The following is a 24,680-nucleotide window of genomic DNA, read 5'->3' on the forward strand; positions in this document are numbered from 1 at the left end:
TGCCGCTTTGATTATTGCTGTCTGCCGCCGGGGCGGTATGCCGTTCTGTCTGTCGTTCCTTGCGGCATCGGGCAGCGTGGCATTGAAGCCGCGCCGCCCGCTACCGATGTCATGTGGTCTCAGCCCTTGAGGACTTCAACCAGCGTCTTGCCGAGGCGCGCCGGGGAAGGCGATACCTTGATGCCCGCTGCTTCCATGGCAGCAATCTTGGATTCCGCGTCACCCTTGCCGCCGGAAACGACAGCGCCGGCGTGGCCCATGGTGCGGCCCTTCGGAGCCGTACGGCCTGCGATGAAGCCGGCCATCGGCTTCTTGCGGCCCTTCTTGGCTTCGTCGATCAGGAACTGTGCCGCATCTTCTTCAGCCGAGCCGCCGATTTCGCCGATCATGATGATCGACTGCGTGGCGTCGTCAGCGAGGAACATTTCAAGCACGTCGATGAACTCGGTGCCCTTGACCGGGTCGCCGCCGATGCCGACAGCAGTGGTCTGGCCGAGGCCTTCGTTGGAGGTCTGGAACACGGCTTCATAGGTGAGCGTGCCCGAACGCGAAACGATACCGACCGAACCCTTGCGGAAGATGGAGCCCGGCATGATGCCGATCTTGCATTCTTCCGGCGTCAGGATACCCGGGCAGTTCGGGCCGAGCAGGCGCGACTTGGAGCGGTCGAGGCGAGCCTTGACGCGAACCATGTCCATGACCGGGATACCTTCGGTGATGCAGGTGATGAACGGAATTTCCGCATCGATGGCTTCGATGATGGCATCTGCTGCACCTGCCGGCGGAACGTAGATTACGGATGCGTCTGCACCGGTCTTTTCCTTGGCTTCGGCAACCGTTGCGAAGATCGGCAGGCTCTCACCCTTGGAACCGGTCCAGGTTTCGCCACCCTTCTTCGGGTGAATACCGCCAACCATCTGCGTGCCGTAATAGGCAAGCGCCTGTTCGGTGTGGAAGGTGCCGGTCTTGCCGGTCAGACCCTGAACGAGGATCTTCGTGTCTTTATTAACAAGAATAGACATTATTTCCGGTCCCTCAATTAGCCGTTGATCGCCGCGACGATCTTCTTGGCTGCGTCGTCCAGATCGTCAGCAGCCGTAATCGCAAGGCCAGATTCGTTGAGAAGCTTCTTGCCAAGTTCGACGTTGGTGCCTTCAAGGCGAACGACGAGCGGAACCTGCAAACCGACTTCCTTCACCGCGGCGATTACGCCCTCGGCTATGACGTCGCACTTCATGATGCCGCCGAAGATGTTGACGAGGATGCCCTCGACCTTCGGGTCGGCAGTGATGATCTTGAAAGCTGCCGCGACCTTCTCCTTGCCAGCGCCACCGCCGACGTCGCAGAAGTTTGCCGGCTCTTTGCCGTAAAGCTTGATGATGTCCATGGTCGCCATGGCAAGACCGGCGCCGTTGACCATGCAGCCAATGTTGCCGTCGAGGGCCACATAAGCGAGGTCCCACTTGGAGGCTTCGATTTCCTTGGCGTCTTCTTCGGTCTCGTCGCGCAGCGCCTTGACGTCGTCATGGCGGAACATGGCGTTGCCGTCGAAGGAAACCTTGGCGTCGAGAACGCGCAGATGGCCATTTTCCATGACGATCAGCGGGTTGATCTCGAGGAGAGCCATGTCTTTCTCGCTGAAGGCCTTGTAGAGGATCGGGAAGAGCGACTTGGCGTCTTCGGCTGCAACGCCGTCAAGCTCAAGCGCCTTGGAGATCGCGGCAACGTCAGCGTCGCTCACACCCTTTTCCGGGTTGATGGCGATGGTATGGATCTTTTCGGGCGTGTCGTGGGCGACAGCTTCGATATCCATGCCGCCTTCAGTGGAAACCACGAAAGCAACCTGACCGACCGAACGGTCCACCAGCAGCGAGCAATAGAGTTCGCGGGCAATGTCCGCGCCGTCTTCGATGTAGAGGCGGTTAACCTGCTTGCCGACATCGCCCGTCTGCGCCGTTACCAGCGTGTTACCGAGCATGTCCTTGGCGTGGGAAACGACTTCATCGATGGACTTCGCCAGACGAACGCCGCCCTTGGCGTCGGGGCCGAGTTCCTTGAACTTGCCCTTGCCGCGGCCGCCAGCATGGATCTGGCTCTTGACGACGTAGAGCGGGCCGGGAAGCTGCTTGGCAGCAGCTTCGGCTTCTTCGACCTTGAGAATGGCGACGCCTTCAGCAACCGGCGCGCCGTAGCCCTTCAGAAGAGCCTTGGCCTGATATTCGTGAATATTCATGGAATAATCCCTGTTTGGAGCCGCTAGGCTATTACTTCAGCGACGGAGCGATGTTGATGCAGGCTTCGCAGAGACCAGCGACAGCGCCGACGGACTTCTGGAAGGCGGCTTCTTCTTCCTTGTTGAGTTCGATCTCGATGATGCGCTCGATACCGCCTGCACCGATGATGGTCGGTACGCCGACATACATGTCGTCAACGCCATACTGGCCCGAGAGGTGGGCAGCGGCGGGCAGAACGCGCTTCTTGTCCTTGAGGTAGGATTCAGCCATTTCGATTGCCGAAGCGGCCGGCGCGTAATAGGCCGAACCGGTCTTCAAGAGGCCGACGATTTCCGCACCGCCGTCACGGGTGCGCTGGATGATCTGCTCGAGGCGCTCGGCGGTCAGCCAGCCCATCTTGACGAGATCGGTCAGCGGAACGCCGGCAACGGTGGAGTAGCGGGCGAGCGGAACCATGGTGTCGCCATGACCGCCGAGAACGAAAGCGGTGACATCTTCAACCGAAACGTTGAACTCTTCGGCGAGGAACAGGCGGAAACGGGCGCTGTCGAGAACGCCGGCCATGCCGACGACCTTGTTCTTCGGCAGGCCGGAGAACTTCTGCAGTGCCCAGACCATCGCGTCGAGCGGGTTGGTGATGCAGATGACGAAAGCGTTCGGGGCATATTTCTTGATGCCGGCGCCGACCTGCTCCATGACCTTGAGGTTGATGCCGAGAAGATCGTCACGGCTCATGCCAGGCTTGCGGGCAACGCCAGCGGTGACGATGCAGACGTCAGCACCTTCGATGGCGGCGTAATCGGAAGCGCCGGTGAGCTTTGCATTGAAGCCTTCAACCGGGCCGGACTGGGCAATATCCAGACCCTTGCCCTGCGGGATGCCGTCGGCAATATCGAAGAGGACGATATCGCCCAGTTCCTTCAGGCTGGCGAGATGCGCCAGCGTGCCGCCGATCATGCCAGAACCAATAAGTGCAATTTTTTTGCGAGCCATCGAATGCTTCCTCTTGAGCTTCAATTCAATTTCACCGCGCCAAACCGGCAGCCAAATTGTCGCACTCCGATTAGCCCCATTGGCTAAAATTGGCAACAGATTCTTTTCCGGTGAATATTTTCAATCGTTTAGATCATTATTTTCTTACGTAAACGTAAGAAAATACGTCACGAAAGTGTCAAACTTTCTGGCGTTTTTCGTGATGCTGCGCCAGATAGTCCGCGCTGCGCATTTCAAACAGGCGCGAGGCGGTGCGATCGAACTCGAAACCTTCGGTCCCCTTGCGCTTGCCGAGCAGGTCTTCCGGCATGGCGGCAGCGGAGGCAAAAAGCCGGACGCTGTGGTCGTAAAGCGCATCGATGAGGATGATGAAACGCTTGGTCTCGTTGCGCTTGTCCGCGTTCAAGAACGGAATATGGTCGATGAAGACCGTATCGAAACGATTGGCGATGGCAAGGAAGTCGGAAGCCCCAAGCGGCTTTTCGCAAAGATCGGAAAAGGAAAAGCGAGCCACCCGGCCGCTGGCACGCGGCACCAGAATGGAACGGCCCTTCATCGGTATCTCGGTCGGTGCAACGAGGTGACCGGCAATCATGTGCCGCCAGGCCATGTCCATCGCCTGATCCGCCGAACCGTCGAGCGGCGTGACGTAGACGGGAAGGCTTTCCAGCTTCTCCATCCGGTAGTCGGTGGGGCTATCCAGCGTCACCACCTCAACATGCTTCTTCAAGAGATCGACGAAAGGCAGGAACAGGCCGCGATTGAGACCGTCCTTGTAGAGATTGTCCGGCACGACGTTGGAGGTCGTCACCAATGTGCAGCCATTGGCGAACAGCTCGCTGAACAGCCGCGCAAGGATCATCGCATCGGCAATATCAGTGACCGTAAATTCGTCGAAGCATAAAAGCTCCGCTTCCGCCAGGAGCTGGGCGGCGACGGGCGGAATCGGATCGGCCTGTTTGGTTTCGCCATTCTTCAGCTTCTGCCGATGCGCATGCACGCGATTGTGCACATCCGCCATGAATTCGTGAAAATGGCAGCGCCGTTTGGAGGAAACGGGCGCCATCTCGTAGAACATGTCCATCAGCATCGTCTTGCCGCGGCCAACGCTGCCATAGACATATAGTCCCTTGACGGCGGCGGCAGGTCCGGACTTGCGCGCAAACATCCAGCCGAGCGCGCTCTTCTTCTTGGCGGGCTTGCGCGCCTTCAGATCGGCAAGGATACGGTCCAGATGCGCCGCCACGCCAAGCTGGGCGGCATCGGCCTGCAAGGTGCCAGCTGCCGTCAATGCGTTGAGCTGTTCAACGACACTATGATTGTAATCGGGCAAGGGCTTCATGGATAAACGCCTCGGACGCGGGCGCACAAAGGCACCCGCGACGAATGGACAGGCTTAGAGCGAAAAGAGCGTTCCGGCTGCACCGGAAAGACTCATCGGCTGAGGCTGAGCGGCTGGCCGCTATTGGTCGTGCCGTCAAAACGCGCATCGGCGCTCTTGTAGACGCGGCCGATCGTGTCACCCGAACGGTTCTTGAAGAGAACCATCTTGCCGGACACTTCCCAGGACCCCATCGCCGTCAGCTCGCCCGCACAACCGCGCGTGCCGCCACGCGAGCCGCTGCCGAGGTTGGTGAGTGTCAGGAACATGTCGCAATTGGCGCCGCCATTGGAAACGCGCCAGTTGCCGACCATGGATTCCTTGGTAACGTCAAGTGCGGCCGCCGGCGGAGCGGCAGAAGCGACGTTGGTTCCGCCAGGGGCGGCCGAGGCAGGTGCCGACGGGAACTGGCTGCCCGTGGCGCCACCGGGCGGCGGCAGGGCGCCGGACTGGACGGAGGGCACCGGCTGCGCCTGCAAAGGCGGCGTATAACCGGGATTGTTGCTGCCGTTGTTGTTGTAATCGTAGGAGGTACGTTGGCAACCGGCGAGAGTCATCACAACCGCAAGGCCCGTCACCACATATCTGAATTGCATATCAAGCTCCCGATTCTCTCGCTTCCGGAAAGATCATGATCAAACAAGAAGGCTGAATTATTACCAAAGCCTTATCTTGCGCAAGCGATGGCCGGGATAATTACCATTTCGGTCGATTTTTACCGAATTTTCCCACGCCGGGTTGTAAAAAGGGCCGCGGTCGAGACCGCGGCCCGCTAGATTTTCTGTCGTCAGCGAATCGCCTTTAAACGCGGCGCTCGACCATCATCTTCTTTATTTCCGCGATGGCCTTGGCCGGGTTCAGACCCTTCGGGCAAGCCTGCGCGCAGTTCATGATGGTGTGGCAGCGGTAAAGGCGGAACGGGTCCTCGAGATTATCGAGACGCTCGCCGGTTGCCTCATCGCGGCTGTCGATCAGCCAGCGATAGGCCTGCAGCAGAACGGCCGGACCGAGATAACGGTCGCCATTCCACCAGTAGCTGGGACAGGAGGTGGAGCAGCAGGCGCAGAGAATGCACTCATAGAGACCGTCCAGCTTCAGGCGGTCCTCATGGCTCTGCTTCCACTCCTTGGCGGGCGTCGGCGAAACCGTCTTCAACCAGGGCTCGATGGAGCGGTGCTGGGCGTAGAAGTTCGACAGATCGGGAACGAGGTCCTTCACGACAGGCATATGCGGCAGCGGATAAACCTTCACCGTGCCGTTGATTTCTTCCATGCCCTTGGTGCAGGCAAGCGTATTGGTGCCGTCGATGTTCATGGCGCAGGAACCGCAGATGCCTTCGCGGCAGGAGCGGCGCAGCGTCAGCGTCGGGTCGATATTGTTCTTGATGTAAAGAAGCGCGTCGAGAACCATCGGCCCGCAATCGTCGACATCGATATAATACGTGTCGATGCGCGGGTTCTGGCCGTCATCCGGGTTCCAGCGATAGATGCGGTATTCGCGCACATTCTTGGCGCCGTCCGGCTTCGGCCAGACCTTGCCTTCGCTGATCTGGGAATTCTTGGGGAGAGCGAGTTCAACCATATCCAGTTCCTCAAATCAGTAGACGCGCGCCTTCGGCTCGATCTTTTTCGGATCAATGCCGTCGGCGATCAGGTCGGTGTGAACAGGGCGGTAGTCGAGCTTGACGTCGCCTTCCGGGCTGACCCAGGCAAGCGTGTGCTTGCGCCAGTTCACGTCGTCGCGACCGGCGAACGGACCGTCGACGAAATCCTCGCGGGCGTGCGAACCGCGGCTTTCCTTGCGTGCTTCCGCGCCATAGACCGTGGTGATCGCATTGGCCATGAGGTTGTGCAGCTCGAGCGTCTCGACCAGATCGGAGTTCCAGACCATCGAACGGTCGGTGACCTTGACGTCAGGCAGTTCCTTCCAGATGGCGGAAAGACGCTGGCAACCGCTTTCCAGCGAGTCCTGTGTGCGGAAAACGGCCGCATCGTCCTGCATGGCGCGCTGCATCTTGTCGCGCAGCACCGCCGTCGGCGTCGAGCCGTTGGCGTAACGCAGGCTGTCGAAACGCTCCATGATCTTGTCGCAGGCAGCCGTATCGAGAGCGGGAACAGCCTCATCACGATTGATGACCTGAGCGGCACGGATCGCCGCTGCACGGCCGAAGACCACCAGGTCGATCAGCGAGTTGGAACCGAGGCGGTTCGCACCATGAACCGAGGCGCAACCGGCTTCGCCAACAGCCATCAGGCCGGGCGCGATGCGTTCCGGGTTGTTGGCATCGGCATTCAGCACTTCACCCCAATAGTTGGTCGGAATGCCGCCCATATTGTAGTGAACCGTCGGCAGGACCGGGATCGGCTCGCGGGTGACGTCAACGCCGGCGAAAATCTTCGCGCTTTCGGAAATGCCCGGAAGACGCTCATGCAGGATTGCCGGATCGAGGTGATCGAGGTGAAGGAAGATGTGGTCCTTGTTCTTGCCGACGCCGCGGCCTTCACGGATTTCCATCGTCATGCAGCGCGAGACAACGTCACGCGAGGCGAGATCCTTCGCAGAAGGCGCATAACGCTCCATGAAGCGTTCGCCTTCGGAGTTGACGAGATAACCGCCTTCGCCGCGTGCACCCTCGGTAATCAGGCAGCCTGCGCCATAAATGCCGGTCGGGTGGAACTGTACGAACTCCATGTCCTGAAGCGGCAGGCCGGCGCGGGCGATCATGCCGCCGCCGTCGCCGGTGCAGGTATGGGCCGAGGTGGCGGAGAAATAGGCGCGGCCGTAACCGCCGGTCGCCAGCACCACCATCTTGGCGGAGAAGCGATGGATCGTGCCGTCATCGAGGTTCCAGGCGACGACGCCGGTGCAGCGGCCGTCCGGAGACATGATGAGGTCGAGCGCGAAATATTCGATGAAGAATTCGGCATTGTTGCGCAGCGACTGGCCATAAAGCGTGTGCAGAATGGCGTGGCCGGTACGGTCGGCGGCGGCGCAGGTGCGCTGCACCGGCGGGCCTTCGCCGTAATTCTGCATGTGACCACCGAACGGGCGCTGGTAGATCTTGCCTTCTTCGTTGCGCGAGAAAGGCACGCCGTAATGTTCCAGCTCATAGACCGCCTTCGGCGCTTCCATGGCGAGATATTGCATCGCGTCGACGTCACCCAACCAGTCGGAACCCTTTACGGTGTCGTAAAGGTGCCACTGCCAACAGTCGGGCGTCATGTTGGTGAGCGATGCGGCAATGCCGCCCTGCGCCGCGACCGTGTGCGAGCGCGTCGGGAAAACCTTGGTGATACAGGCTGTGCGGAAACCCTGTTCCGCCATGCCGAGCGTTGCGCGCAGACCCGCGCCGCCGGCGCCCACCACGATCACGTCGTAGGAGTGATCGACATAGGTGTAGGCCTTGCCATTCTGGGATGGTGAACTGATCGATGCCATGGCGGGATTATCCTGCGAATGCGATTTTCAGAATGGCGAAGATGCAAAGACCGCCAATGAGAATCGCGAAAAACATATTGAGCATCAGAAGAACGAGCTTCAAAACCTCGGCGTGAATGTAGTCTTCAATGATGACCTGCATGCCGAGCTTCATGTGGATGAGGCCGGAAACCAAAACCAGAGCCATGATGACCGCAACGAGCGGGTTCGACAGCGCCGCAACGACTTCCGGATAGGGCGCGCCGGCATATCTGATGAGGAAGACGACAAAGAAGGTGAGCAACGGAACGTTGGCGACCGCAGTCACGCGCTGACGCCAGAAATGGTCGGTGCCTTCCTTGGCGGAGCCGAGGCCGCGAACCTTTCCGAGAGGTGTACGCATATCCATGAAAAATCTCCTCAGCGCACGATCAGGGCAATGACCCAGATCAGCGCGGTCAGACAGATCGACACCACCCACGAGGCCTTCGCCAGCTTGGTGGTAAAGTGCTTTTCGAAGCCGTATCCCAGATCCCACATGAAATGGCGAAGGCCGCCAAGCATGTGATGAACCAGAGCCCAGGTGTATCCGATCAGGATGAGCCTGCCGATGATCGTACCCATCGCCCAGTTGACCCAGTCGTAATAGGCCGGACCCGAGGCGATAGCGATCAGCCACCAGGCAACCAGAAGCGTTCCGAAATAAAGCGCGCCGCCCGTGATGCGGTGCACGATGGATGCAACCATCGTCGGAATCAGCTTGTAAACTTGAAGATGCGGCGACAGAGGCCGGTTATTAGTCGCATTCGCCATCAGAACCTCGCGGCGTTTTCCCGTGCGCCCATCAGACAGGACGCCCCCAAGCAACAGCACATGACGAAAGAATGTGCATTGCACCAACCGCGACGTTTAATCACATGGGAGCATCACGACAAGCACATTTCATGGCCGATTCCAATTTAATCGATTGGTTCGCGAATTTTTTTTGGAATTTTTTTGCGTCAAAATAAAAAATCGAGCGTTTCCAAGATTTACGCCCCTAAAATATTTACCTTTACGTAATTCATGAATCGTGTAATTTACCTTTGGTTAACCAAGAAAATCCGGAGAATGAGGCTCATGTTACAGCGCCGAATCGCCGCTTTGACCATGATGGTCGCAGGCGTAATTTTCACTGTGGTGCCTCCGGCGGCGGCAGAGAATTCTTATGGCCGCCGTGATTATCAGCACAACTATCACCATCGTCAATCGCAGGTGAGCTTCTCAACGGACGGGCTGCCATCCACCCTCTCCGGCGGTACTTACGTGGGTGCGATATCGGCGCTACGCGTTCGCGGCAACGGCAATTATTTCGCAATCGGCGGCGGGCTTTCACGGAAAGGCGCAGCGGTTGCGACGGGCACGCAGCTTGCGCCAAAGGCGAAAATCATCAATGTCCGCGCTGAAACCGCTGGCGACCCCTGCGCCTATGAACATGGCGTCTGCATTATCCGGCCATAGAGTATTTCCGGCAAGAAGCTGGTTTACTGCAAATGTGTGATGGGCTGATCAGATGAAACGCCACACCGTGGTCTTCTTCACTTCGCTGTCTTCCAGCGCCCGCGTCACCGGCACCTGATAGGTCGCCTCCGCACGGAGCCGCTCTTTGGGCAAATAAGCGCGTCCAGGATCGCCGACGAGAACGCTCACGCCTTTTTTCGTCAGTTCCAGAAACCATGGAACGAGAAGTTCGGCAAAGGCGCGGTCGTAAAACACGTCGCCGGCCAGCAGAACATCCGCTTCAACCGCTTTCCCAACCAGATCGAGCCCGGTGAAAGCAATGGTCACGCCATTGAGAGCCGCATTCAGCCGAATGGCCGCCTCTGTCCACGGATCGATATCGGCCGCCAGAACAGTATCCGCGCCCGCCTTTGCCGCAGCGATGGCGACCAGACCGGAGCCGCTGGCGAAATCCAGCACGCGCCTGCCGGAAACGCTGTCGGGATGATCGAGAACATAGCGGGCAAGCCCCTGCCCGCCGGCCCAGGCGAAGGCCCAGAAGGGCGGCGGCAGACCGATCGCTTCCAGCTCCTCCTCCGTCTTCAGCCACAGCTCATGGGCTTCGGTGGCGAGATGAAGACGCAACTCCGGCACATGCGGCGGATGCATGATGGCGGTATTGTCGAGAATGAAGCGTTCGGGATCGGTCCTCACCGAAGCATCAGTCCGGTGACTTCGGTGGGTTGGCCAGACCCCCCATGCGGCAGACCTCGAGATATTCCTCTTCCGTCACCGGCTGCACGGAAAGCCGCATGGAAGTGACAAGCGACATCTTCGCCAGCTTCGGATTGGCTTTCACATCCTTCAGCGAAACCGGCTGCGGCATGTCGCACACGGCGCGGATATCCACGCAATCCCATTTCAGATCGCCTTCGGCGGTCGAGTCCGGATGCGACAATGCGCAGACTTCGACGATGCCGACGACATCCAGCCCCTCATTGGAGTGATAGAAGAAACCCTTGTCGCCGATCTTCATGGCGCGCATGTTGTTGCGCGCCTGATAATTGCGCACGCCGGTCCATTCTTCGCCCGCCTCGCCCTTGGCCTTCTGCATTTCCCAGGACCATTTGAACGGCTCGGACTTGTAAAGCCAGTAATTCGCCATGTCCGGTCATGCTCCCGGATTGTTGAAGACCCAATTATAGGGCTTCACGTCAACGCTTTCGAACAGGCCGGCCTTGGCGTAGGGATCGGCATCGGCAAGAGCCTTCGCGGCATCGATATCGGCGGCGTCAACGATCACGAGGCTGCCGTTCGGCTTGCCTTCGGCATCCAGAAACGGACCGGCGATCTTCAGCGTGCCCTCGGCATTCAGCTTGTTCAGGTGCTCCAGATGCGCCGGGCGCGTTTCCATGCGCACATTCAGATGGCCGGGCTTGTCCTTGCAGATAAAGGCAAACAGCATTTTCGTCTCCTCGTTAAAACATCTCTTCCAAACGCGTCAGCGGTTTGGAGCGAAGACCCGCCCTCATTCGGTGGTGATGGGCCGTGTCATCAATTGTTGCATGGCGCTCGCCACATCCAGATTGCCGTCGATGATAGCGGCCACCGCTTCGGTAACCGGCATGTCGACAGCGTGACTTTCCCCGAGCCGGGCGGCGACGGCTGCCGCAAAAGCGCCCTCCACCAGCCCGCCGGACATGTCCTTGCCCTCACCCCGTCCGAGCGCGATACCGAAACGCAGGTTTCGCGACTGGTGACTGGTGGCGGTCAGCACGAGATCGCCAAGGCCCGAGAGGCCGCGCACCGTGTCCGCCTTCCCGCCCATCGCAACGATGAGACGCGACATTTCGGCAAGGCCGCGCGAAATCAACGCCGCCCGGGCGGAATCGCCAAGGCCCGCGCCTTCGACGATGCCGGCGGCAATGGCGAGGACGTTCTTCAGCGCCCCGCCAAGCTGCACGCCGATGCGGTCGGTAGAGGCATAAAGCCGGAAGGTCTTACCGGAAATCGTGGTCGCAAGCCGCTCGGCTATCACCGCATCTTCCGCCGCAATCGCCATGGCCGTTGGCAGGCCCCGTGCTATGTCGGCCGCAAAGCCCGGACCGGACAGAACCGCAATCGGATGATGCGGCAGTTCCGCTTCCAGAAGTTCCGTCAGCAGCCGGCCGGAGCTGCGGTCGATACCCTTGGCGCAGGTAACAATGATTGAGTCATTAGCCAGATAAGGACCGTACTGACGGGCCGCATCGGCATGAGCCTGCGAGGGCATGGCGAAGAGGACGATGCCGGCGCCCGCCAGCACATCTGGCTCGGCGGAAAATTCAAGCGCATCTGGCAGATCGACGCCCGGCAGGGCCGCCTCGTGCACGCGGTCGCTCCTGAGGTCGGCCATCAGCGATGGGTCGCGGCCGAGCAGGGTCACGTCATGCCGGTTTTCCAGCGCGATGACCACAGCAAGCGCTGTTCCGAAGGCGCCGGCGCCGATGACGACGATTTTCTCCCGCTGCATCAGGCCTTGGCTCCCCTTTTACCGAAACCTATCAATGTCTCCGCGCTGCCATCCAGCGGCCAGCGCGAGCGCGGCGGGATTTCGAGCGGATCGGGGTCCCGGCCGTCCGCCATGCGCTCCAGCCCCGCCCAGGCGATCATCGCGGCATTATCGGTGCAGAGCCGGTGCGGCGGCGCGACGAAGCGGAAGCCATGGGTATCGCAAAGCGATTGCAGCGTCTGGCGGATTTCCTGATTGGCGGCAACGCCGCCGGCGACGACCAGAGCAGGCTGGTTTTCTGTATGCGGAAATTCCTGGCTGAAACGGGCAAGGCCGCGGCCGATCCGATCCTTGAGCGTGCGCGACACCGCTTTCTGGAACGAGGCGCAGATATCGGCAATATCCTGCTCGGAAAGCGGCGCGATGGCGGTCGCCGCCTGCCGCACCGCCGTCTTCAGGCCGGAAAAGGAAAAATCGAGCCGTGCTTCGCCGACCATGGGACGCGGAAGCGGAAAGCGGTTCGGATCACCCTTCGCCGCCGCCTTCTCGACCGCAGGCCCGCCCGGATAGGGCAGGCCCAGAAGTTTCGCGGTCTTGTCGAAGGCCTCCCCCAGCGCGTCATCGATGGTGGTGCCCCAACGCTCATAATCGCCCACGCCGCGCACCAGCACCAGCTGGGTATGGCCGCCGGAGACGAGCAACATCAGATAAGGAAAAGACAGACCGTTGGTGAGGCGCGCCGTCAGCGCGTGGCCTTCCAGATGGTTGATGGCGTAAAGCGGCTTGCCGGCCGCCTTGGCGATGGCCTTGCCCGTCATCAAGCCCACCAGCAGGCCGCCGATGAGGCCGGGGCCGGAGGTGGCGGCGATGGCGTCGACATCGGCAAGGGTCACGCCCGCCTGCTCCAGCGCTTCTTCCACCAGCGTATCCAGCGCCTCGACATGGGCGCGCGCGGCAATTTCCGGCACCACGCCGCCATAGGCGCTGTGTTCCTCAAGCTGCGACAAAACGACGTCGGAGACGATCTCGCCATGGCCGTCCGCATGCCGAACCACAATGGATGCAGCGGTTTCGTCACAGCTTGTCTCTATGCCGAGGATACGAAGAAAGGGGGTCATCAAATCTGTTCGTTCATTGCGATCATGCGCTGAGTTGGTCTAAGACAACTCCGGTAACAATGGATAGACGCGGATGCAAACAAAACCTTTCCGAATCGGCACGCGCGGCAGCCCGCTGGCGCTCGCGCAGGCTTACGAGACGCGCAACCGGCTGATGGCGGCGCATGGCCTGCCGGAAGAAATGTTCGAAATCGTCGTGCTGTCCACCAAGGGCGACCGGATAACCGACCGTGCTTTGTCGGAGATCGGCGGCAAGGGCCTGTTTACCGAGGAGCTGGAAAGCCAGCTTCTATCCGGCGAACTCGATATGGCCGTGCATTCCTCCAAGGACATGCCGACCCTTCTGCCCGAAGGGCTCTATCTGTCCGCTTTCCTGCCGCGCGAAGACATACGCGACGCCTTCATCGGCCGCACCGCACCGAAGCTGCTGGAGCTGCCGCAGGGCGCCGTGGTCGGCTCCGCATCCTTGCGCCGCCAAGCGCTGATCCGCCGCCTGCGGCCGGATCTGAACGTTATCATCTTCCGCGGTCAGGTCGATACCCGCCTGCGCAAGCTGGAGGAAGGCCAGGCGGATGCGACGCTTCTCGCCTTTGCTGGCCTGAAGAGACTTGGTAAGGACAATGTGCCGACGGAAATTCTCGACCCGAAGGAATTCCCTCCTGCTCCGGCCCAAGGCGCAATCGGCGTGGAAAGCCGCATCGGCGATACGCGCATGGACGAACTGCTCGCACCCATAAACGACAGGCCCACTCATGATGCCGTCACATGCGAGCGCGCCTTTCTGGCAGCCCTCGATGGTTCCTGTCGCACGCCGATTGCCGGCTACGCCACCTGCCATAGTGAGGAACTACATTTTTCCGGCCTGATCCTCACTCCCGATGGCCAGACGAGCCACGGCATCGAAATCTCCGGCAACCGCCGCGATGCGGCAAAGCTCGGCCGGCAGGCCGGCGAAGACGTGCGCGCCAAGGCGGGCAGCAATTTCTTCGAAGGCTGGAGCTGAGCCGATGCGGATCGTCGTCACCCGGCCGCAGCGTTCGGGCGAAAGGACAGCCGCAAAGCTTGAAGCGCTTGGCCATGCGCCGGTGCTTCTTCCGCTGTTTTATCCCGCCCATCATGGCGAACGCGCCGTCTCGGCGCTATCCGCCCCGCTGGCGGCCATCGCGGTGACCAGTGCCGAGGCGCTGCGGGCGCTGGAAACATCACGGGACGGGCTGGCTCCCTATCTGTCAAAACCGCTTTTCGCCGTCGGCGGAGCAACGGCGGAAGCGGCGGGAAAAACAGGCTTCGAACGGATTTTCACCGCCTCCGGCGACGCCGTGAGTCTGACCGCGCTGGTGACTGAGCACCGGACTCTATTTTCCGAAGAAGAGCCCCTGCTTTATCTCGCCGGCAGGCCCCGTGGCGCCGTCTTCGAGGAAGGCCTTACCGCCGCCGGCATTCCGATCAGAACGGTCGATTGTTACGAGATGCTGCCCTCCGACATTTCGGAGACGATGCTAGAGACGGCGCTTGTCGAAAGCGCTGCCGATGTGGTCCTGCTCTATTCATCGGAAGCGGCGCGGGCGTTTTTTCATCATGTATCGACGGAAAAATACGTGGCGGCGCTGGCAACGACACAATTCATCTGCATCAGCCGCAACGTGTTTTCTCTCGTTCCGGAAATCTTCCGCGCAAACGCCAAGGCCGCCGAAGAACCGAGCGAGGCCGCGATGTTCGAACTTCTACGCCACAACTCTGGAACCTAATTCGAGCTCGCCTCTTTCCTTTGCCGCCGTCACTGACTAGGTTTAGATTACTGCAGGCAGAAATGAGGTTGTCATGGTATCGGGAAAGCCGCCACGCCACTCCAAGTCCAAAGCCGAACCGGTCACCATCGACCTGGACGCCAAAGACGTGAAAGCAATTTCCGCTGACGTGGACGCTGCCAAGACGGACGAAAAGCCCGGTGACAAAACACCTGAGGCCACCGCAGAGCCGGGTGTTTCGGAGACAAAGCCCGAAGCAGCCGCAACGGGAAACCCCGCCCCCATCTGGGACCAGCCCAAGAAAACCCCTATCGAGCCCGAACCCAATGTCGGCAAACCGGAATCCGTAGCCACGGCACCGAAGGCTGAGAGCGCCGCAGACAAGCAGCCCGCAGACAGGCAGAAAGACCCCGTCTCGCCGGCCCCCGTTTCGCCTAAAGCCGATACAAAACCGTCGACGGGCACGACTGACAAGAGCACGGCTGCAGCAGCTGCTGCGAAGCCGGCCTTCGGCTCCACAGCGTCCAGCAGCGCCACCGCTGCAAAACCAACGACGGCGACCTCCTCCTCCTCGGGGCCGGCAAAGCCCTCCACACCGCAGCAGGAGGAGCGCAAACAGGCCGCGACCTCCGGCCTGATCGCGGCAGGTATCGTCGGCGGCCTTGTCGCGCTCGCCGCCGCCGGCAGCATGCAATATGCCGGCATCCTGCCCTCCTTCAATGCAGGCAGGGCGGGAAGCGAAGAAATCGCCGCACTGAAAACCGATCTCGGCAGCTTGCGGCAGCAGCTTGCCAATGCGCCGGTCGGCGACACCTCCGCGCTGGAACAGCGCATCGCAACCCTCGAAGGCGCAAAGGGCGAGGCACCGCAGGTGGATGGGCTGTCGGAAAAAATCGCCGCGCTGGAATCCACCCTCCAGTCGGAGCGATCCGCGCAGGCATCGGCGACGGCGGAACTGACACGCCGCCTTGCGGATGCGGAAGCCAAGATCAACGAGCCGCGCGACGATATCGAAGTCGCCCGCGCCATCGCTTCCGCGGCGCTGAAGGCCGCGATCGATCGCGGTGGGCCGTTCCTGACGGAACTCGACACACTGTCCAAGGTAACGCCCGACGATCCGGCCATCGCATCGCTGCAATCCTTCGCCGCAACCGGTGTGCCGTCACGCTCAGAGCTGATGCAGAAATTCCCTGACGTCGCCAATGCGATGCTTTCCGCGATCAACCAGCCTGACCCCAATCAGGGCATCATGGAACGCCTGACCGAAAGCGCTTTTTCGCTGGTAAAGGTGCGTCCGGTCGGAAATATCGAGGGCGAAACCTCTGAGGCCAAGATCGCGCGCATGGAAAACAAGCTGCGCAACGGCGATCTGCAGGGCGCAGCACTTGAATGGAACGGGCTTCCCGATGCCGCCAAGACGGCATCCACCGATTACAAGAAATCGCTGGATGCGCGCATCGAGGTCGAGAATCTGGTCGGCGGCACGTTGAACCGCGCCATCACCAGCACCGGCAGGCAGGGGTAAGGGCATGACCAGAATTCTGACTTTCGCCGTTATCGTTCTGGCTCTCGGCTTCGGTTTCTCCTGGCTGGCCGACAGGCCTGGCGTCCTTTCCATCGTCTGGCAGGGCCAGCTGATCGAAATGAGCCTGATGGTCGCCGCCTCCATCATCGCGGCGCTGGTCGCCGCCGTCATGCTGGTCTGGTGGATCGTCAATGCGATCTGGACCTCGCCCAATGCCGCCCGTCGTTATTTCCGCGCCCGCAAGCGCGACCGGGGTTATCAGGCGCTCTCCACCGGGCTCATAGCCGCCGGGGCCGGCAATGCCATCCTCGCCCGCAAGATGACGGCCCGTACTCAAGGGTTGCTCAGCGCCGATCAGGAGCCGCTGATCCATCTGCTCGATGCACAGGCTGACCTGATTGAAGGCAAATATGACGAGGCGCGGCGCAAATTCGAAGCCATGGCCCGCGATCCCGAGACTCGCGAACTTGGCCTTCGCGGCCTTTATATCGAGGCCCGCCGTCAGGGCGCCTATGAAGCCGCCCAGCAATATGCCGAGGATGCAGCGGAAAAGGCCCCCTATCTGCCCTGGGCCGCGCAGGCGACGCTGGAAAACCGCTGCCGCAACGGACAGTGGGACGATGCCATCCGCCTGCTCGACCAGCAGAAGGCGGCCGGCGTTATCGAACGCGGTGAGGCGGAACGTCTGAAAGCCGTGCTTCTTACTGCCAAGGCCGGCGAAAAGCTGGAACGCGATCCCGTTGGCGCGCGCGAGGATGCCAAGCACGCTCTCAAGCTTGCCAGGAGCCTGGTTCCGGCAGCGCTGATCGCGGCGAAATCCTATCTCCGGGAAGACAATCTGCGCAAGGCAGCCACGGTTCTGGAGCCCGTCTGGAAGAACGATCCGCACCCGCAGATCGCCGAACTTTATGTCCGCGCACGCAGCGGCGATACCGCCATCGACCGGTTGAAACGGGCTGAGCGGCTTGAGGGCCTGAAGCCCAACAACATCGAATCTCTGTTCGCCGTGGCGCAGGCAGCGCTCGACGCCAAGGAATTCGCCAAGGCGCGAGCCAAGGCCGAGGCCGCCGCCCGGATCGAACCGCGCGAGAGCATCTTCTTGCTGATGGCCGATATCGAGGAGGCCGAAACCGGCGATCAGGGCCGTGTACGCTACTGGATGGCGCAGGCGCTGCGCGCGCCGCGCGACCCCGCCTGGGTGGCCGACGGCATCGTTTCGGAAAAATGGCTGCCGGTCTCGCCGGTCACCGGACGTCTCGATGCTTTCGAATGGAAAGCGCCTTTCGGCCAGCTCGAAGCGCCCGTTGAAGACCTGACAATCGAAAACGCGATTGCCGCAGCGCCTGCACGGGCCGAACCGGCCGCGAAGACGATTATTGTCGAAGCCGCGCCGGAGACGCCCGCCGAACCGAAACCGGCCCCGGCCGCACCGATCGAGGTCAAGCCGGCCGTATCGGTCCCGCAGGAGAAAAAGCCGGTCACAATCGAAGCGCCAGTGGAAACCGATGTCACGGATGAAAAGGCGGAAGCCGTGCCGTTTTTCGGCGGCGCGCCGGATGATCCGGGCGTCAAGAAACCCGGTGCGGAAGCCGAACCCAAGACCCGGCTCAAACTCTTCTGACGAACAGGATATCGATGTTCCAGCAAATACAGTCGTTTATTCAGAACCTCGTCGGCCCGCATGGGGATGATTTCAGCCCGGACGATCTGAGGGTGGCGGTGGCCGCCCTCTGTTTCCAGGTCATGGAAGCGGATGGCACCGTCTCGAAAAGCGAGCGCGACCGCCTGCGCGAAATCCTGCAGGATTATTACCATCTCGATGCCGGCAAGTTGGACGCGCTTCTCGCCGCGGGCCAGGAGGCCGGCAAGGAAGCCGTCGATTATTACCGCTTCACCACCGATATACGCCGCCATCTCGATGAAGAGCAGCGTGTGGAGCTTATTGGCATATTATGGGATATTGTTTACGCTGACGGCGAACGAAGCGAAATGGAAGACCATGTGATCTGGCGAGTCGCCGACCTGCTTGGTGTATCCGTGCGCGACAGGGTTCTGCAACGTCAGCAGGCCGCCACGAGGTCCGGGCCCGCTGAAGAAAGCGAAAACGACGACGATGCTGTTTGACCCTTCCAGGCAACAGAGAAAACAACCATCGCTGCTCATCGTCCTGCATCAGGAACGTTCCACGCCCGGCCGCGTCGGCCAAATGCTTGTGGAAAAAGGCTATCGTCTGGATATAAGACGCCCTGCACTCGGCGATGACCTGCCGCAGACACTGGAGAAACACGCGGGCGCCATCATCTTCGGCGGCCCGATGAGCGCTAACGATTCTCATGACTACGTCAAAGCCGAAATCGACTGGCTGAAGGTGCCGCTGAAGGAAAACAAGCCCTTTCTCGGGATCTGTCTCGGCGCGCAGATGTTGTCCAAACATCTCGGCGGCAAGGTGGAGCCCGACAGGGAGGGCAAGGTGGAGATCGGCTGGTATCCGCTTCATGCCACCGAACATGGGCGGCTTCTGATGCCGCATTGGCCGAAGATGGTCTATCATTTCCACAAGGAAGGGTTCGAGCTGCCGCGCGGAGCCGAACTTCTGGCCTCCGGCGAGACCTATCCCAATCAGGCCTACCGCTATGGAAAAAATGCCTGGGGCCTGCAGTTTCACGCCGAGCTGACCCGCGCCATGATGCATAGCTGGGTGGTGCGCGGCGCGCAGCGCTTCGGCATGCCCAATGCGCAGGTGGGCAGCCAGCATCTGGAAGGCCGCATGCTGTTCGACACGCCGCTCAGGGCCTGGCTGGGCAATTTCCTCGATCTCGTTTTTGAGGGGAAGGCGCAGCGCTGAGGCCCGTGGCCGTCAGTGCGGCGCATCCAGATTGTCGATCTTGCGCAGCCTGGAGAAACCGAGCGCCCAGATAACCGCCACAGCAAGCGTGCCCGCCCCGCCGATGACAACGGCCGGTACGGCCCCGACGACATGCGCCATGGTGCCGGCGCGGAATTCGCCCAGCTCGTTCGATGCGCCGACGAACACCATGTTCACGGCATTCACACGCCCGCGCACCTCATCCGGCGTCCACAGCGCGATCAGGGTCTCGCGAACATAAACCGATACCATGTCGGATGCGCCCATGACCACCAGCGCGGCGATGGACAGCCACGCGGTTTGCGAAAGCCCGAAGACCACGGTGGAGATGCCGAAGAGGCCGACGCCGGTAAACATCAGCAGACCGGCGTGGTGACGAATGGGCTTGAAGGCCAGAATGACCGCAACGGTGATGGCCCCGATGCCGGGTGCTGCCCGCAGAAGCCCGAGGCCCCATGGCCCGAGCGTCAGCACTTCCTTGGCAAAAATCGGCATCAGCGCCACCGCGCCGCCCAGCAGCACCGCGAAAAGATCGAGCGAGATCGCACCGAGAACGATTTTTTCCTGCGCGATGAATTTGAACCCGGCGAGCATGGTTTCGAGACTGATGGCTTTTGCCGGGCCGCGTTGTTCCGGCTTGCGGATCGTCACCGCAAGCGCCGCCGATACGATGAAGAGCACGAATGCCACACTATAGGCGACGGAAGCACCGAGGCCATAAAGCAGGCCGCCGGCGACGGGACCGAGAATGGACGCCATCTGCCACGAAGAGGAATTCCAGGCGATGGCGTTCGGCAAATCCTCTACCGGCACGAGATTGGGCGCCAGCGACTGAACCGCCGGCCCCATGAAGGCGCGCTCTATGCCGAAGACGACAAGAATGGCGAAGACCGGCCAGGGGGAAAAGCTGTGCGTCAGCGTAAGACCCAGAAGAGCGGCAGCGCACAGCGCCGCAATCAGCAGGCATATGGACATGATGCGCCGACGATTGTGCCGGTCGGCGACCGTTCCGGTGACGAGGATCAGAAGCAGCGACGGCAGAAACTGGAAAAGACCGATCAGGCCGAGATAAAAGGCGTTGCCGGTCACCTCATACATCTGCCAGCCGACCGAGACGCTGACGATCTGGATGGCGAAGGCCGAAAAAAACCGGGCGCTGAAAAAGCGGCGATAGGAACTGTGCCGGAATGCACCGAAACGGTTTTCGGCGGAAGGGAGGGACATCGGCTGGGTGCTCGCGAGACAATATGAGAGCTTTGCAATAGAGCGATATCACAGGAATCACCAGCCCTCACTGACGGGATGACGAAAAGTGTGAGCGGTTTTCGTCTGAAATCCCGCTGCAAAGCCACGAGCCAGATTGTGATGATCGCCGGTCGATCAGATCAAAGATCACTACGATCTGGCGCAACACTTGCCGGTTCACGGTTCAATGTCTAAATGTCTTGCAACCAAGATACGGAGATATTGATGCTTGCCCTGTTTCAGACCATCGATCTGGCCTTGAACCTCTATACGTGGGTGCTGATCGCCAGCGCTATTTTTTCCTGGCTTTACGCCTTCAACGTCATCAATTCCCGCAACCAGTTCGTGAACGCCATCGGCAGCTTTCTGTTCAATGTCACGGAACCGGTTCTGCGCCCCATCCGCCGCATTCTGCCCAATCTCGGCGGCATAGACATTTCGCCGATCATCGTGCTCCTGATCATCTTCTTCATCCGCTCCTTCATGTGGAACACGCTTTACCCGATGGTCGCTTGAGCGCCTGCTGGCAGAAGCATAGCGACCATGTCCGCCTGACCGTCCGCCTCACACCGAATGGCGGGCGGGACGCCATCGAGGGCGTGGAAAAGGATGCGGAGGGAAACGCGCATCTGAAGGCCCGCGTCAGCGCCGTGCCGGAAGGCGGCAAGGCCAACAGAGCCCTGATTGTTTTGCTGGCGAAAAAACTCGGCCGGCCGAAATCCTCCATCAGCTTTGTTTCAGGCGAAACGGCGCGTAAAAAAATCCTCCGGATCGACACCGACCCGGAGGATTTCGAAGAGCTATTCAAAAAGCTCGAAAACTAAAGCGCATCGCGTTTAATCTGATTCATGCGACGCGCTTTAAATCTTTGTTTTCAAGCATGTCTAGGTCCCAAAACCGCTGCACACTTTTGGGAGACATGCTTTAGATCAGCCCTGCGCCTTGTAGCGCTCGATGGCTTCGACGATCAGCTTCTTGGCGACGTCGACATCCTGCCAGCCGCCCATCTTCACCCACTTGCCGGGCTCCAGATCCTTGTAGTGCTCGAAGAAGTGCTCGATCTGCTTCAGCGTGATTTCCGGCAGGTCGGTGTAGTTGTGGACCTTGTCGTAACGGCGCGTCAGCTTCGGAACCGGCACGGCGAGAATCTTCTCGTCCTTGCCGCCGTCATCTTCCATGATCATCACGCCGATGGGACGGACATTGATGACGCAGCCCGGAACCAGCGGACGGGTGTTGCAGATGAGAACGTCGATCGGGTCGCCATCGTCAGACAGGGTGTGCGGCACGAAACCATAGTTACCCGGATAGGTCATAGGCGTGTAGAGGAAGCGATCGACGATCAGCGCACCGGCATCCTTGTCCATCTCGTACTTGATCGGGTGTCCACCGACCGGCACTTCAACGATGACATTCACGTCATCCGGCGGATTCTTGCCTATGGAAATTGCATCGATACGCATTCGCTTCCCTCATTCGACGGGTTGGATTTGGTTTTTCGATACTGGGAAAGTCGCCGCATTGCAACATGGCTTTGAGCGGATAAGGCAGAATGCGGGATTTGAGGCTATCGCAATTGCGCATGGCCGGCCGCGAGAATGAACCCGAGGCCAAATCACCCGGCATTGTTTGTCAGTTCCAGACGAAACCGACCTTGCGAAGCGACTTGCCGTCGAAATCTTCCATGCCTTCGGCGATATCGCGGCCACCGTGAGAGCGGAAAAAGCGGTTGGCCACATCGCTGTCTTCAAGGCACCAGACAACGATGCCGTTGCAGCCAAGCGAGGTCAGCAGTCTGCGCGCTTCCGTAAACAGCAGCGAGCCAAGCCCGATGCCCTGATATTCCGGCCGGAGATAAAGTTCGTATATCTCGCCGTCCTGCGGCAGCCCGCGTGCCCGGCTGAGGCCCAGTGTCGCATATCCGGCGACCACACCGGCCACCTCTACCACCAGCATGGTTGCGGAGCCTTTGGTTGCCTTTTTCCACCAAACTTCTCCACGACGCTCGAGCATCTGCGTCAACGGCCGATGCGGGATAAGGCCGGCATAGGCCTGTTGCCACGACAGACGGTGCGCCTCGGAAATGGCGCGCGCATCATGCGGTTCAGCACGGCGAACATCGATGGATAACGTTTTCATAACGCGATTCTGGCCCCGGCCACGGAAACTTACCAGTCATAAAGGTTAACGCCGGCAAGCTTACCCACAGCCTATTCATGTGGACGACCGATAAAAATTAACGCATCCTTAACCTTTGGCACAAGCACCTTTCGACTCATGCACACATAAAAACGAACGCATAAAAAAACCCGGCTCAAGGCCGGGTTCTTTCAAATTCATAACGACAAGCCGCAATCAGACAGCGAGCTTGGCCTTTTCAAAACGCTTGCGATCGTTGGCGTCCAGGAACATCTTGCGCAAACGGATGGACTTCGGCGTCACTTCCATCAGCTCATCGTCCTGAATCCAGGAAAGCGCGCGATCGAGCGTCATGCGGATCGGCGGCGTCAGCTTCACGGCTTCATCCTTGCCGGCAGCGCGGATGTTGGTCAGCTGCTTGCCCTTCAGCACGTTCACTTCGAGATCGTTATCGCGAGAGTGAATACCGATAATCATACCGGCATAGACCTTCTCACCCGGCTCGATGATCATCGGGCCACGATCTTCCAGGTTGAACATGGCGTAAGCAACAGCTTCACCCGAACCGTTCGACAAGAGAACGCCGTTCACGCGACCGGCAATCTGGCCCTTGAAGGGCTGATAGTCGTGGAACAGACGGTTCATGATCGCCGTACCGCGCGTGTCGGTCAAAAGCTCCGACTGGTAGCCGATCAGGCCACGGGTCGGCGCATAGAACTTCAGACGAACGCGATTGCCGCCGGAAGGACGAAGCTCGGCCATTTCAGCCTTGCGCTCGGACATCTTCTGGACGACGACGCCGGAATGTTCTTCATCAACGTCGATCACGACTTCTTCGATCGGCTCCAAGAGGGTGCCGTTCTCATCCTTGTGCATCACGACGCGCGGACGCGAAACGGCAAGCTCGAAGCCTTCGCGACGCATGGTTTCGATCAGAACCGCCAGCTGCAATTCGCCACGACCGGAAACGAAGAACGAATCCTTGCCTTCGGCTTCTTCGATCTTCAGCGCAACGTTACCTTCTGCTTCCTTGAACAGGCGGTCACGGATAACGCGGCTCGTAACCTTGTCGCCTTCGGTGCCAGCCAGCGGGCTGTCGTTGACGATGAACGACATGGTGACGGTCGGCGGGTCAATCGGCTGTGCCTGCATCGCCTCGGTAACCGACGGATCACAGAAGGTGTCGGCGACGGTGCCTTTGGAAAGACCGGCGATGGCGACGATGTCACCCGCATGGGCCTCCTCAATTGCCGTGCGCTCGATACCGCGGAAGGCGAGGATCTTGGAAATGCGGCCTGTTTCAATTGTCTTGCCGTCCTGGCCAAGCACCTTCACAGCCTGGTTCGGCTTGATCGAACCGGACGCGATGCGGCCGGTGATGATGCGGCCGAGGAAGTTGTTGGCTTCAAGGATCGTGCCGATCATGCGGAACGGGCCCTCTTCTACCTTGGGCTCCGGAACGTGCTCAAGAACCAGATCGAGCAGCGGCGCAAGACCCTGATCCTTCGGACCTTCCGGGTTGACGTTCATCCAGCCGTCACGGCCGGAACCGTAGAGGATCGGGAAGTCGAGCTGCTCGTCGGTGGCGTCGAGGTTGGCAAAGAGGTCGAAGACTTCGTTGATGACTTCTTCATGACGCCCATCTGGACGGTCAATCTTGTTGATCGCGACGATCGGGCGAAGACCAACCTTCAGCGCCTTGCTGACCACGAACTTGGTCTGCGGCATCGGGCCTTCCGAGCTATCGACCAGAACGATCGCACCGTCCACCATCGACAGGATACGCTCGACTTCACCGCCGAAGTCGGCGTGGCCGGGGGTGTCGACGATGTTGATGCGGACACCCTTCCACTCCACCGAGGTCGCCTTGGCGAGAATGGTGATGCCACGTTCCTTTTCGAGATCGTTGCTATCCATCACGCGCTCGGCGACACGCTGGTTGTCGCGGAACGAGCCGGACTGCTTCAGGAGCTCGTCCACGAGCGTCGTTTTTCCATGGTCAACGTGCGCGATGATCGCGATGTTGCGAAGTGCCATTGTTCAA

General features: G+C 60.2%; 27 protein-coding genes. 9 read left to right on the top strand and 18 right to left on the bottom strand.

What is annotated here, in order from left to right:
- Positions 1-119: 119 nt before the first annotated feature.
- From sucD to sdhC, 9 genes are all read right to left on the bottom strand, one after another.
- Positions 120-1,022, bottom strand: a complete 903-nt coding sequence (sucD, locus tag RAC79_RS05065) for a succinate--CoA ligase subunit alpha (protein WP_003492390.1) — start codon at positions 1,020-1,022, stop codon at positions 120-122.
- Between the two features lie 17 nt (positions 1,023-1,039).
- Positions 1,040-2,233 carry an ADP-forming succinate--CoA ligase subunit beta gene (gene sucC, locus RAC79_RS05070; protein ID WP_174039709.1) on the bottom strand — a complete coding sequence of 398 codons (1,194 nt, stop codon included), beginning with the start codon at positions 2,231-2,233 and terminating at the stop codon, positions 1,040-1,042.
- 31 nt (positions 2,234-2,264) lie between these two features.
- Positions 2,265-3,227, bottom strand: a complete 963-nt coding sequence (mdh, locus tag RAC79_RS05075; RefSeq protein ID WP_065657038.1) for a malate dehydrogenase — start codon at positions 3,225-3,227, stop codon at positions 2,265-2,267.
- A 178-nt stretch (positions 3,228-3,405) separates the two neighbouring features.
- Positions 3,406-4,569: a cell division protein ZapE gene (gene zapE / locus RAC79_RS05080; RefSeq protein WP_078052376.1), complete on the bottom strand. Its 1,164-nt coding sequence runs from the start codon at positions 4,567-4,569 to the stop codon at positions 3,406-3,408.
- A gap of 92 nt (positions 4,570-4,661) precedes the next feature.
- Positions 4,662-5,204 carry a protease inhibitor Inh/omp19 family protein gene (locus tag RAC79_RS05085; RefSeq protein WP_065656953.1) on the bottom strand — a complete coding sequence of 181 codons (543 nt, stop codon included), beginning with the start codon at positions 5,202-5,204 and terminating at the stop codon, positions 4,662-4,664.
- Positions 5,205-5,409: 205 nt separating this feature from the next.
- Complete coding sequence (locus RAC79_RS05090; RefSeq protein ID WP_003523509.1) at positions 5,410-6,189, bottom strand: succinate dehydrogenase iron-sulfur subunit; 780 nt, start codon at positions 6,187-6,189, stop codon at positions 5,410-5,412.
- A gap of 15 nt (positions 6,190-6,204) precedes the next feature.
- Positions 6,205-8,046, bottom strand: a complete 1,842-nt coding sequence (gene sdhA, locus RAC79_RS05095) for a succinate dehydrogenase flavoprotein subunit (RefSeq protein WP_174039710.1) — start codon at positions 8,044-8,046, stop codon at positions 6,205-6,207.
- A gap of 7 nt (positions 8,047-8,053) precedes the next feature.
- A complete protein-coding gene (sdhD, locus tag RAC79_RS05100; RefSeq protein WP_065656951.1) occupies positions 8,054-8,434 on the bottom strand; it encodes a succinate dehydrogenase, hydrophobic membrane anchor protein in 381 nt (126 codons plus the stop codon).
- 11 nt (positions 8,435-8,445) lie between these two features.
- A complete protein-coding gene (gene sdhC, locus RAC79_RS05105) occupies positions 8,446-8,838 on the bottom strand; it encodes a succinate dehydrogenase, cytochrome b556 subunit (RefSeq protein WP_003523506.1) in 393 nt (130 codons plus the stop codon).
- A 306-nt stretch (positions 8,839-9,144) separates the two neighbouring features.
- Between sdhC and RAC79_RS05110 the strand changes: the two genes are divergently transcribed.
- The gene (locus tag RAC79_RS05110) at positions 9,145-9,525 is read left to right on the top strand and encodes a hypothetical protein (protein WP_174039711.1); all 381 of its coding nucleotides are present in this window, start codon (positions 9,145-9,147) and stop codon (positions 9,523-9,525) included.
- A 48-nt stretch (positions 9,526-9,573) separates the two neighbouring features.
- On the opposite strand, the gene RAC79_RS05115 is transcribed toward RAC79_RS05110, so the two are convergent.
- The 5 genes from RAC79_RS05115 to tsaD form a co-directional block, all read right to left on the bottom strand.
- Complete coding sequence (locus RAC79_RS05115) at positions 9,574-10,218, bottom strand: methyltransferase (protein WP_174039712.1); 645 nt, start codon at positions 10,216-10,218, stop codon at positions 9,574-9,576.
- Positions 10,219-10,225: 7 nt separating this feature from the next.
- The gene (locus tag RAC79_RS05120; RefSeq protein WP_003523502.1) at positions 10,226-10,669 is read right to left on the bottom strand and encodes an EVE domain-containing protein; all 444 of its coding nucleotides are present in this window, start codon (positions 10,667-10,669) and stop codon (positions 10,226-10,228) included.
- 6 nt (positions 10,670-10,675) lie between these two features.
- Complete coding sequence (locus RAC79_RS05125) at positions 10,676-10,969, bottom strand: YciI-like protein (protein ID WP_003523501.1); 294 nt, start codon at positions 10,967-10,969, stop codon at positions 10,676-10,678.
- Between the two features lie 63 nt (positions 10,970-11,032).
- Complete coding sequence (locus tag RAC79_RS05130; RefSeq protein ID WP_078052371.1) at positions 11,033-12,016, bottom strand: NAD(P)H-dependent glycerol-3-phosphate dehydrogenase; 984 nt, start codon at positions 12,014-12,016, stop codon at positions 11,033-11,035.
- Positions 12,016-13,113, bottom strand: coding sequence for a tRNA (adenosine(37)-N6)-threonylcarbamoyltransferase complex transferase subunit TsaD (tsaD, locus tag RAC79_RS05135; RefSeq protein ID WP_174039713.1), 1,098 nt, complete (start codon positions 13,111-13,113; stop codon positions 12,016-12,018). The genes RAC79_RS05130 and tsaD overlap by 1 nt, the downstream gene beginning before the upstream one ends.
- Positions 13,114-13,186: 73 nt before the next feature.
- On the opposite strand from tsaD, the gene hemC reads away from it, so the two are divergent.
- From hemC to RAC79_RS05165, 6 genes are all read left to right on the top strand, one after another.
- Positions 13,187-14,116, top strand: a complete 930-nt coding sequence (gene hemC / locus RAC79_RS05140; RefSeq protein ID WP_174039714.1) for a hydroxymethylbilane synthase — start codon at positions 13,187-13,189, stop codon at positions 14,114-14,116.
- 4 nt (positions 14,117-14,120) lie between these two features.
- Positions 14,121-14,861, top strand: coding sequence for a uroporphyrinogen-III synthase (locus RAC79_RS05145; RefSeq protein ID WP_174039715.1), 741 nt, complete (start codon positions 14,121-14,123; stop codon positions 14,859-14,861).
- 73 nt (positions 14,862-14,934) lie between these two features.
- The gene (locus RAC79_RS05150; RefSeq protein ID WP_174039716.1) at positions 14,935-16,386 is read left to right on the top strand and encodes a COG4223 family protein; all 1,452 of its coding nucleotides are present in this window, start codon (positions 14,935-14,937) and stop codon (positions 16,384-16,386) included.
- A 4-nt stretch (positions 16,387-16,390) separates the two neighbouring features.
- Complete coding sequence (locus tag RAC79_RS05155; RefSeq protein WP_174039717.1) at positions 16,391-18,007, top strand: heme biosynthesis protein HemY; 1,617 nt, start codon at positions 16,391-16,393, stop codon at positions 18,005-18,007.
- Positions 18,008-18,021: 14 nt separating this feature from the next.
- Positions 18,022-18,510, top strand: coding sequence for a TerB family tellurite resistance protein (locus RAC79_RS05160; RefSeq protein WP_080856837.1), 489 nt, complete (start codon positions 18,022-18,024; stop codon positions 18,508-18,510).
- Positions 18,500-19,231 (top strand): glutamine amidotransferase, encoded by a 732-nt coding sequence (locus RAC79_RS05165; protein WP_080856838.1) that lies wholly within the window; start codon positions 18,500-18,502, stop codon positions 19,229-19,231. Before RAC79_RS05160 ends, RAC79_RS05165 begins: the two co-directional genes overlap by 11 nt.
- A gap of 12 nt (positions 19,232-19,243) precedes the next feature.
- On the opposite strand, the gene RAC79_RS05170 is transcribed toward RAC79_RS05165, so the two are convergent.
- Positions 19,244-20,476 carry an MFS transporter gene (locus tag RAC79_RS05170; RefSeq protein WP_080856839.1) on the bottom strand — a complete coding sequence of 411 codons (1,233 nt, stop codon included), beginning with the start codon at positions 20,474-20,476 and terminating at the stop codon, positions 19,244-19,246.
- 246 nt (positions 20,477-20,722) lie between these two features.
- On the opposite strand from RAC79_RS05170, the gene RAC79_RS05175 reads away from it, so the two are divergent.
- Together RAC79_RS05175 and RAC79_RS05180 are read left to right on the top strand one after the other, a co-directional pair.
- Complete coding sequence (locus RAC79_RS05175) at positions 20,723-21,013, top strand: YggT family protein (RefSeq protein WP_003523487.1); 291 nt, start codon at positions 20,723-20,725, stop codon at positions 21,011-21,013.
- Positions 21,010-21,321: a DUF167 domain-containing protein gene (locus RAC79_RS05180; RefSeq protein ID WP_174039718.1), complete on the top strand. Its 312-nt coding sequence runs from the start codon at positions 21,010-21,012 to the stop codon at positions 21,319-21,321. Before RAC79_RS05175 ends, RAC79_RS05180 begins: the two co-directional genes overlap by 4 nt.
- A 105-nt stretch (positions 21,322-21,426) precedes the next feature.
- On the opposite strand, the gene ppa is transcribed toward RAC79_RS05180, so the two are convergent.
- From ppa to typA, 3 genes are all read right to left on the bottom strand, one after another.
- The gene (gene ppa / locus RAC79_RS05185; protein WP_374996941.1) at positions 21,427-21,960 is read right to left on the bottom strand and encodes an inorganic diphosphatase; all 534 of its coding nucleotides are present in this window, start codon (positions 21,958-21,960) and stop codon (positions 21,427-21,429) included.
- A gap of 169 nt (positions 21,961-22,129) precedes the next feature.
- Positions 22,130-22,636: a GNAT family N-acetyltransferase gene (locus RAC79_RS05190; RefSeq protein ID WP_003523484.1), complete on the bottom strand. Its 507-nt coding sequence runs from the start codon at positions 22,634-22,636 to the stop codon at positions 22,130-22,132.
- Between the two features lie 216 nt (positions 22,637-22,852).
- On the bottom strand, positions 22,853-24,673 hold the full coding sequence (typA, locus tag RAC79_RS05195; RefSeq protein WP_065656937.1) for a translational GTPase TypA: 1,821 nt from the start codon (positions 24,671-24,673) through the stop codon (positions 22,853-22,855).
- Positions 24,674-24,680: the final 7 nt, after the last annotated feature.

The sequence above is a fragment of the Agrobacterium sp. LR_9 genome (genome assembly GCF_041954855.1).
Classification (GTDB): domain Bacteria; phylum Pseudomonadota; class Alphaproteobacteria; order Rhizobiales; family Rhizobiaceae; genus Agrobacterium; species Agrobacterium leguminum.